The 9,990-nt window shown below is 67.3% G+C and carries 11 protein-coding genes and 1 pseudogene; 5 read left to right on the forward strand and 7 right to left on the reverse strand.

What is annotated here, in order from left to right; genetic code table 11:
* Nucleotides 1–237 (forward strand): heme exporter protein CcmD (ccmD, locus tag AB4Y99_RS25530; RefSeq protein WP_441525298.1); only part of this gene is annotated, 237 nt, incomplete at its 5' end.
* The gene (locus tag AB4Y99_RS25535) at nucleotides 234–863 is read left to right on the forward strand and encodes a DsbE family thiol:disulfide interchange protein (RefSeq protein ID WP_441525299.1); all 630 of its coding nucleotides are present in this window, start codon (nucleotides 234–236) and stop codon (nucleotides 861–863) included. The genes ccmD and AB4Y99_RS25535, both read left to right, overlap by 4 nt.
* A gap of 118 nt (nucleotides 864–981) precedes the next feature.
* Here the strand turns inward: AB4Y99_RS25535 and purQ are convergent, their stop codons facing one another.
* From purQ to purC, 4 genes are all read right to left on the reverse strand, one after another.
* The gene (gene purQ / locus AB4Y99_RS25540) at nucleotides 982–1,674 is read right to left on the reverse strand and encodes a phosphoribosylformylglycinamidine synthase subunit PurQ (protein ID WP_142023441.1); all 693 of its coding nucleotides are present in this window, start codon (nucleotides 1,672–1,674) and stop codon (nucleotides 982–984) included.
* A 3-nt stretch (nucleotides 1,675–1,677) separates the two neighbouring features.
* Nucleotides 1,678–1,920 carry a phosphoribosylformylglycinamidine synthase subunit PurS gene (purS, locus tag AB4Y99_RS25545; RefSeq protein ID WP_038358108.1) on the reverse strand — a complete coding sequence of 81 codons (243 nt, stop codon included), beginning with the start codon at nucleotides 1,918–1,920 and terminating at the stop codon, nucleotides 1,678–1,680.
* Nucleotides 1,921–2,066: 146 nt separating this feature from the next.
* Nucleotides 2,067–2,654: a hypothetical protein gene (locus tag AB4Y99_RS25550; protein WP_441525300.1), complete on the reverse strand. Its 588-nt coding sequence runs from the start codon at nucleotides 2,652–2,654 to the stop codon at nucleotides 2,067–2,069.
* Between the two features lie 41 nt (nucleotides 2,655–2,695).
* Entirely contained in the window at nucleotides 2,696–3,490 is a 795-nt protein-coding gene (purC, locus tag AB4Y99_RS25555) for a phosphoribosylaminoimidazolesuccinocarboxamide synthase (protein WP_441525301.1), read from the reverse strand.
* A 329-nt stretch (nucleotides 3,491–3,819) separates the two neighbouring features.
* On the opposite strand from purC, the gene AB4Y99_RS25560 reads away from it, so the two are divergent.
* Together AB4Y99_RS25560 and AB4Y99_RS25565 are read left to right on the forward strand one after the other, a co-directional pair.
* Entirely contained in the window at nucleotides 3,820–4,143 is a 324-nt protein-coding gene (locus AB4Y99_RS25560; protein ID WP_038358103.1) for a DUF1476 domain-containing protein, read from the forward strand.
* A gap of 198 nt (nucleotides 4,144–4,341) precedes the next feature.
* Nucleotides 4,342–5,121, forward strand: coding sequence for an HpcH/HpaI aldolase family protein (locus tag AB4Y99_RS25565; RefSeq protein WP_142023439.1), 780 nt, complete (start codon nucleotides 4,342–4,344; stop codon nucleotides 5,119–5,121).
* 45 nt (nucleotides 5,122–5,166) lie between these two features.
* Here the strand turns inward: AB4Y99_RS25565 and AB4Y99_RS25570 are convergent.
* Nucleotides 5,167–5,493 (reverse strand): annotated as a pseudogene (locus AB4Y99_RS25570) (DNA glycosylase family protein); the annotation flags it as partial.
* 97 nt (nucleotides 5,494–5,590) lie between these two features.
* On the opposite strand from AB4Y99_RS25570, the gene gluQRS reads away from it, so the two are divergent.
* The gene (gene gluQRS, locus AB4Y99_RS25575; protein WP_441525302.1) at nucleotides 5,591–6,487 is read left to right on the forward strand and encodes a tRNA glutamyl-Q(34) synthetase GluQRS; all 897 of its coding nucleotides are present in this window, start codon (nucleotides 5,591–5,593) and stop codon (nucleotides 6,485–6,487) included.
* A gap of 33 nt (nucleotides 6,488–6,520) precedes the next feature.
* On the opposite strand, the gene AB4Y99_RS25580 is transcribed toward gluQRS, so the two are convergent.
* Together AB4Y99_RS25580 and AB4Y99_RS25585 are read right to left on the reverse strand one after the other, a co-directional pair.
* Nucleotides 6,521–7,438 carry an AEC family transporter gene (locus AB4Y99_RS25580; protein WP_038358097.1) on the reverse strand — a complete coding sequence of 306 codons (918 nt, stop codon included), beginning with the start codon at nucleotides 7,436–7,438 and terminating at the stop codon, nucleotides 6,521–6,523.
* Between the two features lie 111 nt (nucleotides 7,439–7,549).
* Nucleotides 7,550–9,565 carry a M23 family metallopeptidase gene (locus AB4Y99_RS25585; protein ID WP_441525303.1) on the reverse strand — a complete coding sequence of 672 codons (2,016 nt, stop codon included), beginning with the start codon at nucleotides 9,563–9,565 and terminating at the stop codon, nucleotides 7,550–7,552.
* Between the last annotated feature and the right edge of the window lie 425 nt (nucleotides 9,566–9,990).

Here is a 9,990-nt window from a genome sequence, read left to right on the forward strand (position 1 = left end):
CGGCTCGACCGGCCGGCTCGACCGGCTGTCGGCGCTGGGTGCGCCGGCATGACCGCGCTGGCCACGAGCCGCGGGCCGCATGCCGGCTTCATCCTGGCCGCCGGGGCGGCGGTCGTCGTCGTCCTCACCGGGCTGACGCTCTCGATCATCCGCGATCACCGTGCGCAGAAGCGGGCTCTCGCCGCGCTGGAGCAGCGCGGCGCCGGGCTGGAGAGGCGGCATGAGTTGGCGGCATGAGTTCGGCGGGCACCGAACAGCAGGCGAAGACGACGATGGAAGGCGAGGCTGCGCCGCGCCGCCGTTCGCCGCTCCTGTTCCTGGCGCCGCTGATCCTGTTCGGCGGCCTCGCCATCGTCTTCGGGATCGGGCTGTTCTCCGGCGATGCGAGCCGCGTGCCCTCGGCACTGATCGGCAAGACCGCGCCGGCGATCGCGCTGACGCCGGTCGAGGGTCTGGCGCGGGGCGGCCAGCCGGTCCCGGCTTTCGGCAATGCCAATCTGGGCCAGGGCCGGGCGACGCTGGTCAACGTCTTCGCGAGCTGGTGCGCGCCCTGCAAGGTCGAGCATCCCGTGCTCGTCGGCCTGTCGCAGACGGATGCGGTGAAGCAGGGCAAGGTCGCGCTGGTCGGGATGAACTACAAGGACGAGGCCGAGAATGCCCGCCGCTTCCTCGGCGCGCTCGGCAATCCCTTTTCGGCGGTTGGCGCCGACAAGGGCGGCCGCGCCGCGATCGAATGGGGCGTCTACGGCGTGCCGGAGACTTTCCTGATCGGCCCGGACGGGCGCATCCTCGACAAGCATGTCGGCCCGCTGGATCAGGCGGCGGCGGCGAGGCTGCTCCAGCGTGCGCTGAAGGGAGGCTGACGAACAGCCGTCATGCTCGGGCTTGACCCGAGCATCTCTTCAACCGGCGCCTTCTTGTCGTGAGATTCTCGGGTCTGCGCTTCGCTTCGCCCGAGAATGACGGCTTGTGGCGCTGGTTTCAGGCCGCCTTGGCCGCGACGAGGCTCTCGAACAGGCCGCGCCCGTCGGTGCCGCCGACCAGCGAATCGATCAGGTTTTCCGGGTGCGGCATCAGGCCGAGCACGTTGAAGCCCTGCGAATAGATGCCGGCGATGTTGTTGAGCGAGCCGTTCGGGTTCGCCTCGGCCGTGACCTTGCCCTGCGCATCGGCATAGCGGAAGGCAATGAGGCCCTCGCCTTCGAGGCGGGCCAGCGTCTCGGGATCGGCGATGTAGTTGCCCTCGCCATGGGCGATGCAGACGTCGATGGCCTGGCCCTTGGCATAGGCGCGGGTATAGGGCGTGTCGTTGCGCTCGACCGTGAGGTGCTGGCGCTTGCAGACGAATTTCAGATGGGCGTTGCGCACGAGGATACCGGGCAGCAGCCCCGCCTCGCAGGCGATCTGGAAGCCGTTGCAGATGCCCAGCACATAGCCGCCGCGCGCGGCATGGGCGCGGGTGGCGTCCATGATATGGGCGCGGCCGGCGATGGCGCCGGTGCGCAGATAGTCGCCATAGGAGAAGCCGCCCGGCAGCACGACGAGATCGGTCCCACCAGGCAGTTCGGTATCGGCATGCCAGACATGGCTGACGGTGGCACCGGCCTGCTTCAGCGCCTTGGCGACGTCGCCGTCACGGTTGGAGCCCGGAAAGGTGATGACGGCGGCTTTCATCGGTCAGGCTCCGATCTCGACGCGGTAGTTCTCGATCACGGTGTTGGCGAGGAGCTTTTCGCAGGCGGCCTTGAGTGCCGCCTCGGCGGCGGCCTTGTCTGCGGTCGCAAGCTCGATGTCGAAGACCTTGCCCTGACGCACCGAGCCGACGCCGTCGATGCCGAGCGACTTCAGCGCGCCCTCGATCGCCTTGCCCTGCGGATCGAGCACGCCGGTCTTCAGGGTGACGGTGACGCGGGCTTTCATGGCATTCTCCGAGCGCGGGCTGTTTGCGGGTGCCTTAGAGCATGTTCCGCAAAAGTGGAAACCACTTTTGCGATCAGGACATGCTCAGCTTGCTGGTTCTGTACGAATCGGGGCGGGCTCAGCCGTTTCCGGCGGTTTCACGTGAATCAGCGGCTGCGCCAGGCGGCTTGCGCTTCGCGCTTGGCCGCCTCGGCCTCGTCGCTGACTGCGAGCGCGACGACGAGGCGGTCGTTCTCGCGGGCGTAGAGGATTGCCGTGACGCCTTGCCGGGAGGGCGCATCCTTGGCGCGGATCGTGACGAGGACGCCCTTGGCATCGGCGGTATCGAAGCGCGCATAGTCGGTCACGCTGCGTTCCGGTGCCGGCTTTTGAGGCTTCTTGCCGGATTTGCGCTGTTCGGCTGCCTTGGCAGCCGTTTTCTCCGCCTTGAGCCGCGCGAAGGAGCGGGCGAGTTCGGCCGGATTTTCCGAGAGCGCCTGCTCCATGCGGCGGGCCTCGGCGCCCTCGAAGGCAATGACGGCGGCAAAGCCCTGGCGGGGGCAGGCGTCGCGCGGGCAGAACACCATCGCGCGGGCTTCGAGCCCGTCATTCAGCACCCAGGAGCCGATCGGCAGACGGTGCCAGCCGGCCGATGCCGGCAATTCGGCGATGCCGGCGCCGTACTGGTCGGCGCAGCCGCCGAGCAGGAGGCTCGCCGCGAGGAACAGGGGCACGACATGAAAACGGGAGCGCATGCGCTCCCGCTTCGATTGCGATTGTGGCCGGGTGACGGCGCTCACTGCACGAGGCGCGGGCCGCTCTGGCCGGGGTTTTCGTTCTCGCCGAGAATGCCGAGGCGCCGGGCGACTTCCGAATAGGCCTCGATCAGGCCGCCCATGTCGCGGCGGAAGCGATCCTTGTCCATCTTGTCCTTCGACTTGATGTCCCAGAGCCGGCAGGAATCGGGGCTGATCTCGTCGGCGACGACGATGCGCATCATCTCGCCTTCCMAGAGGCGGCCCGTCTCCATCTTGAAGTCGACGAGGCGGATGCCGGCGCCGAGGAAGAGGCCGGAGAGGAAGTCGTTGACGCGGATGGCGAGCGCCATGATGTCGTCGATCTCCTGCGGCGTCGCCCAGCCGAAGGCGGTGATGTGCTCTTCCGAGACCATCGGATCGTTCAGCGCGTCGTTCTTGTAATAGAACTCGATGATCGAGCGCGGGAGCTGCGTGCCTTCCTCGAGGCCGAGGCGGGTCGAGAGAGAGCCGGCGGCGACATTGCGCACGCAGATTTCGAGCGGGATGATCTCGACCTCGCGGATGAGCTGCTCGCGCATGTTCAGCCGGCGGATGAAATGCGTGGGAACGCCGATGTCGTTGAGGTTCGAGAAGATGTGCTCGGAGATGCGGTTGTTGAGCACGCCCTTGCCGTCGATCACCTCGTGTTTCTTCGCATTGAAGGCGGTGGCGTCGTCCTTGAAATGTTGGATCAGCGTACCGGGCTCCGGCCCCTCATAGAGGACCTTCGCCTTGCCTTCGTAGATGCGACGGCGGCGATTCATGGGGATGTACCGTGGCTTGAGGAAATCCAAAGGTCGGCCCTTCACTGGACGCGATGACTGTCGCGGCGGGATCTTGGCCCCTGATCGTGTCGGCCGGTTCGCTCCGGTCCGGGCGATCCGTCGGGGATCGCGGACCGGCGTCGAGCCGGTTTCTCGCTTCGCGCCGAAGGGCGCCATGCGCCTGCTATATGGAGTGTCTCGCCCGCAAACGCAACAAATCGCCTCCGGCCCCGCTGCCGGATGGCTGAAAGCCCTTAAAAGCGTCCTCGCCCGCGGCCGAGACTGGCTCTTGCCGGRGCGCCGCCCTATATGAGGGACGACGACGCCATCTCAAGCCCCGCACAGGAGCCCGACGCCGCATGACGACCTTCGACCAGCGCAAGGACGCCTTCGAGAACAAGTTCGCCCATGACGAGGAGCTGCGCTTCAAGGCTACCGCACGGCGCAACAAGCTGCTCGGACTCTGGGCGGCGGAGAAGCTGGGCAAGAGCGGCGCCGAGGCGGACGCCTATGCCAAGGCGGTCGTCGTGGCCGATTTCGAGGAGGCCGGCGAGGAGGACGTGCTGCGCAAGGTGAAGAACGATTTCACGTTGGGCGATGTCGCCGTGCCGGAGACGGAGATCCGCCGGGTGATGGCCGAGCTGCTGATCCAGGCGGCCGAGGAGATCCAGGCCGGGCGCTAGAGCTCTTTGATCCTGCATCGGCTTTTTCCGAAAACCGCGTTCCGCTTTTCGGGCTGATGCCCGGGCCGCCTCCCGGTTTACGCAAGGCGAGATTGAAACGGGCGCATGGGCGCCCGTTTGCTTTTTGGGGCGCCGCCGGTTCAGGTTGCGGACGCCCGCCATTCGTCGAGAGCGGGCTTCCAAGCGGATCACCCCATCATGGCCAAGCCCACCGTCCTGTCCTCCCTCGCCGATCGCTTCGCGAAAGGCGGGACCGTCGTCTCGGCCTGGTGCGGCCTGCCCGACCCGTCGGTCTCCGCCATTCTCGCGCAGGAGGATTTCGATGCGGTCACGCTCGACATGCAGCATGGGCCGATCACGCTCGGCGAGGTCATCCGCGCGATCCCGCTGATCAATGCGGCCGGCAAGCCGGCGATCGCCCGCATCCCGGTCGGCGAGTTCCAGAACGTCTCGAAGCTGTTCGATTCCGGCGTCTCCGGGGTGATCGCGCCGATGATCAACACCATGGAGGATGCGCGCCGCTTCGCCGCCTACTCCAAATATCCGCCGCTCGGCGAGCGCAGCTGGGGCAGCTATGGCGGGCTTGGCGCCTCCGGCCTCGACCAGAACAGCTATCTCAGGCAGGCCAATGGCTTCTCCATGACCTTCGCCATGATCGAGACGCGCGAGGCGATGGCGATCGTCGACGATATCCTGGCGTTGGAGGGGATCGATGCGCTCTTCGTGGGCCCCTCGGACCTTTCGATCGCCCTGTTCGGCGGTGCGAAGGTCGACGCGGCCGCGCGCGAGGTGGACGAGGCGCTGAAGCATGTCGTGGCCCGAGCCTCGGCCGTGAATAAGCCGGTGGCGCTCTATGCCGGGACCGCGGAGCGCGCCAAGGCCGGCCTCGCCATGGGCGCGCGCATGGTCACGGTGATGAGCGACAGCGGGATGCTGCGCGCCGGTGCGCAGACGGCGTTGAAAATCGCCCGCGGCTGATTTTCGGGACTTGTCGGTTTTCGACGGAACTACGCGACGCTTTTCGGCAAGCGCTGCCGCCAGCGCCAGCAGGGTGCGCTGTTTGGGTCGTGACAGCCCCGAGAGGCGCATGTCGTCATCGGTCGCGGCCAGCAGGCGCTCGGGCGTCAGCGGCACGAAGACGCTTTCGAAGCGATTCCAGACCGCCCGCGCGCTCGCCACGGACAATTGCTGCGAGACGATGATGCCGGCAAGCCCGGTCAGCCCGCCCTCGCGCAGCCGGAGCGGCGGCAGGCCGGTGCGGTCGATGATGGCGCGCCAATGCGGATGCCGCGCGGCCAGCGCGGCCATGCCTTCTTCGAGATCGGCGTTGCAGGTGATTCGTTCGGTCATGGGCTTCAGGATGGCTGGCAGGCGGGACGCTTCCCGTCAGCAGCGCTTGGCCTCGGCGGATGGCTCTTCTAGAACGGCATAGCCTAAGATCGAACCGATGGCCGCATATCCACCCGATTCCCGGCAGCCCGTCTTCCGCTTCGCGCCGAGCCCGAACGGGCGATTGCATCTCGGCCATGCCCTGTCGGCCCTGAGCAATGAGGCGCTGGCGCGGCGCTTCGGCGGGCGGCTCCTGCTGCGGATCGAGGATATCGACCTGATCCGCTGCCGGCCGGAATTCGTCGATAGCATCCTCGCGGATCTGGATTGGCTCGGTATCTGCTTCGAAGGGTCGGTGCGACGACAATCCGAGCATTTCGACGATTACGGGCGGCCGCTTGCGTCTCTGCAGGCCCGAGGGCTGGTGTACCCCTGTTTCTGCTCGCGGCAGGAGATCAAGGCGGCGGTCGCTGCGTGCGAGGCCGAAAACGGGAAATCCTGGCCGGTCGATCCGGACGGCGCGCCGCTCTATCCCGGTTTTTGCAAGGGGCTCGACAAGGCGGAAGCGGAGCATCGGATCGCTGCCGGCGAGCCGCATGTGCTACGCCTCGACATGGCGCGAGCCTTGTCACAAGCCGGGGATGGCCTGGGCTACGAGCTGTTCGATGAGGCAGGCCGCCGCTGCTTCGTGCCGGCGCAGCCCGCTCGCTGGGGCGATGGCGTGCTCGCGCGCAAGGACGTGCCGACGAGCTATCATCTCGCGGTCGTCACCGACGATGCCTTGCAAGGTGTCAGCCATGTCGTGCGCGGCCGGGATCTCGAGGCTGCGACGGACGTTCATGTCGTGCTGCAGCGCCTGCTCGGCTTGCCGACGCCGCTCTATCATTTCCACGCATTGCTGATCGACGCCGACGGCCGCAAGCTCGCCAAGAGTCTCGCCTCCGAAAGTCTGGCGGAGTTGCGGGCGCAAGGCGTCTCCGCCGCTGCGATCAGGCAGAGGCTGGGTTTTGCCTGAAGGTCGGAATGCGGGCGGGCCCGCCGCGTGGGGCTACCCGACGCCGAGAAAGGTCAGCCAGGCGGCCGTGCTGAAGAGCGACAGCAAGGTGGACAGGGTGATCGCGCTCGAGGCGTCGGCCACGCCCTGCCGATAGCGCTCGGCGAAGAGATAGGCGTTGATCCCGCAGGGGCAGGCGGCAAAGAGCACGGCGACGCCGGACCAGTGCGCCGGCATCTCGAAGATCCGGGTCGCGAGCCAGTAGACCAGCAGCGGGTGGAGGCCGAGCTTGAGGCCGCTGAGCACGGTCGGCAAAGCGAGGCCCGATTCCAGCCCATAGCGCCGCATGGCGATGCCGAGGCTGATCAGCGCGCAGGGCACGGCCGCACCGGCCAGCAGATCGACCAGCGTCCAGAAGGGCTCCGGTATCTGCGCCACGAAGGGGCGCACGATCGAGCCGAGGATGATGCCGATGATGATCGGATGGGTGAAGAGGCGCTTGATCAGGAGCGGAATCGAGGCCGTGCGTCCTTCGGCCAGCAGGGTCGCGACCGTCATCGTCACCGGCAGATGGACGGCCAGAAGCAGGCCGAGCGGCACGGCGCCGGCATCGCCATAGGCCTTCAGGATCATCGGGACGCCGACGAAGACCGTGTTCGACTGCGCGGCGGCGAAGCCGGAGACGACCAGCTCAGGCCCTTTCCGGGCGAAGAAGCGGCTGGCGATCAGCATCGCCAGCGCCCAGACCACGGCGAGCCCGGCGAAATAGGCGATCCAGTAGCCCCAGGGCTGGGTCGCCGGGATATCCGCCTTAGCCAAGGTGCGGAAGAGCAGGCAGGGCACGGCGAGGACGAAGACGAAGTCGGAGAGGCCCTCGCCGGTCGTCTCGCGCAGGAGCTTCGTCCACCGGGCGAAATAGCCCAGTCCGATCAGCCCGAAGACGGGCAGGACGACAAGCAGGGAAGCGAGCATGGGTCAGGGTCACGCCGCGAGGACAGGAAGCCGTTTCGCGGTGTCGCCTTTATCGGCTCGTGTCAACTGGCGAAAGCAGAGCGCGCCGCGTTTTGCCGGCGCGCCATGCGTTCAGCGCAACTGTGCGACGGTGCCGCCCGCCTTCTCGATCAATCCGCGGACCTCGTCGCGCTGGCGCTTGAACTCGGCCAGCGTCKKGCCYTSSAGCTCGCGYCCKCGCGGMACGCGGATCTTSAKCGGRTTCACGAARTTGCCGTTGACCAGCACCTCGTAATGCAGATGCGGGCCGGTGGAGAGGCCGGTGGTGCCGATGTAGCCGATGACCTGGCCCTGGCGGACCTTGGCCCCCGGCACGATGCCGGGGGCGAAGTTCGACTGGTGCGAATAGGTCGTGACATAGCCGTTGGCGTGCTGGATCTCGGTGTGCTTGCCATAGCCCGAGGACCAGCCGGCCTTGAGCACCGTGCCGTTGCCGGCGGCGAGGATCGGCGTGCCGATGCGGTTGGCCCAGTCGATGCCGGTATGCATCTTCGAGTAGCGCATGATCGGGTGGTAGCGCATGCCGAAGCCGGAGCGCAGCTCGCCTTCCGCGACCGGCTTGCGCAGCAGGAACTTCTTCAGCGATTTGCCGTCATCGTCGAAATAATCGATCAGCCCGTCTTCCGGCGACTGGTAGCGATAGACGCGGCGGGTCTCGCCGTTGACGGTGAGGCTGGCGGAGAGGATCTCGGACCGCTCGCCTTCCTCTTCCTCGGTGTAGATCACCTCCAGATTGTCGCCGCCATGGATGCGCTGCTGGAAATCGAGATCATAGGAGAAGATGCGCACGAGATCGTCGACGAGCGGCCGGGGCAGGTCGTGGCGGGCCGCCGTCTCGTAGAGGCTCTCATAGAGCCGGGCGCCGCCGGAATCCTCGTCTTCCTCCTCGCTCTCGACATTGCGCCGCTCGCCGCGCTGGGGCGTGGCCGCCTCCGGGATGTTGACGGCAACGAAGGCGCCCTTGTCGTTCATCGCGATGATGCCGTCCGGCTGGCCGTTGGTGAGCAGCGAGACGCGCATGATCTGGCGCGCGTCGCCCGCGCCCGGTCCCGGCGCATAGAGCACCTGCAGGACCTGCCCGTCGGGCAGGGGCGCGGTCTTCACCTTGCCGCCGAAGGCGGTGATCATGGTCCGGATCTGCTCCGGCTGGGCGCCGGCGCCGCGCATCACCTGCTCGAAATTCTCGCCGCGCTTGGCCATCACCAGCTTGTCCTCGACCTCGGGCTCGCGCGAGGCCGGGATCGGGGTCTTGGGCGCATTGGTGACGTTCTCGGGAACGACGCGGACCTCGATGCCCGAAAAGCGCGTATCGGTCGCGGGCGCATAGCCGAGGATGTCGCCATTGACGGGGGCCGCCCCGGTCAAGGTGCGGCTCAGCATGAGCTGCGGCGGGATCGGCAGGGCGCGCTGGCGGCCGGAGGCGACGTTGGCGCGCTCCTCCTCGATCTGCGACACGACCTCGCTGTCGCCGAGCTGCGGCTTGCCCGGCGGAATGACGATGTCGGCGAGGTCACGCTTGACGATGGTGACGTCGGCGTCGGCGGTGTCCTGCGCCGGCTCGGCATAGCGCTCGTCCGGCTGGCCGCCCTCGGCGAAGAGCCGCAACGGGTTGAAGGGCGGGATGTTGGTGGCATAGACGCCGGTGGTCAGCGACAGGTTGGTGGCGAGCCGCACGAAGGGCCTGACGCGGATGACCTCGCGGTCTCCGACACGTTGCGACATCGGCGCGCGCATCGTGTGGCGCGCCGCGAGAACCGGCTGGTCGGCGACGAGCTTGTCGGCCTTGCGGGCGCCGCCGCCATCCCCCGCCGCCGAGGAGGCACGTACCGCGACCATCTCGGGCTGCTCGGGATAGCTGGTGTCGCCGCGCATCGCGACCAGGATCGCCGCGCCGAGCAGCGCCGCGCCGCAGGAGCCGACGAGCGCGCAGGCGAAAAGCCAGCGCAGCGACACACCGCGCCGATCGAGCGGCTGCTGGCGCGAATCGACCGGGAGAATGGGCGGCTCGATCCCGAGATCGACCAGCAAAGCCGCTGCCTCGGGGGCAAGCGGCTCGACCGGTTGGGCGAACTCGGGATGGGCGTTCATCGTGTGCTGTCTTGACCTTGATCGCGAACCCCGCCGGAGCGAGGCGGTCTTGAGCGCGCTCTGAACGAAGGTGTCCCGAGAACATGCCCGTGTCGGCAGCCGGAATCAATCCGCCGTGCCGTCCGCCCCTGTGCCGGCGGAATGCGGCTGTTTTGCGAAACCAGAGGTCTACGCGCGCGCACCGCGCTTACGCACAACGCGCGCGTACCAAATAAAAAAAGTGCGCAGGGCCGGGAGGGGGCGTTCCGAGGAAATCGAACAGGTCCGTCAAAAAAAGTTCATCGAGCGTGTTGACATGTCTCGGGGGTCCCGCCTATAAACCGCCCATCGAGACGGCGCCGCCGCTGAGCGGCGCCTCTTCTGCGCTTCCTAAGGACGCTGGGGCTGAGGCCGGTTCGCCGGGTGAAGTTCTGTCGGTTTTGTAG

It is taken from the genome of Allobosea sp. TAB14, from assembly GCF_052113865.1.
Lineage (GTDB): Bacteria > Pseudomonadota > Alphaproteobacteria > Rhizobiales > Beijerinckiaceae > Allobosea > Allobosea spartocytisi.

Coding starts and splice junctions, on each gene's coding strand:
- purQ (WP_142023441.1), bottom strand. CDS start 1,674: ATGAAAGCCGCCGTCATCACCTTTCCGGGCTCCAACCGTGACGGCGAC.
- AB4Y99_RS25580 (WP_038358097.1), bottom strand. CDS start 7,438: ATGCTCGCTTCCCTGCTTGTCGTCCTGCCCGTCTTCGGGCTGATCGGA.
- AB4Y99_RS25535 (WP_441525299.1), top strand. CDS start 234: ATGAGTTCGGCGGGCACCGAACAGCAGGCGAAGACGACGATGGAAGGC.
- gluQRS (WP_441525302.1), top strand. CDS start 5,591: ATGGCCGCATATCCACCCGATTCCCGGCAGCCCGTCTTCCGCTTCGCG.
- AB4Y99_RS25565 (WP_142023439.1), top strand. CDS start 4,342: ATGGCCAAGCCCACCGTCCTGTCCTCCCTCGCCGATCGCTTCGCGAAA.
- AB4Y99_RS25550 (WP_441525300.1), bottom strand. CDS start 2,654: ATGCGCTCCCGTTTTCATGTCGTGCCCCTGTTCCTCGCGGCGAGCCTC.
- AB4Y99_RS25560 (WP_038358103.1), top strand. CDS start 3,820: ATGACGACCTTCGACCAGCGCAAGGACGCCTTCGAGAACAAGTTCGCC.
- purS (WP_038358108.1), bottom strand. CDS start 1,920: ATGAAAGCCCGCGTCACCGTCACCCTGAAGACCGGCGTGCTCGATCCG.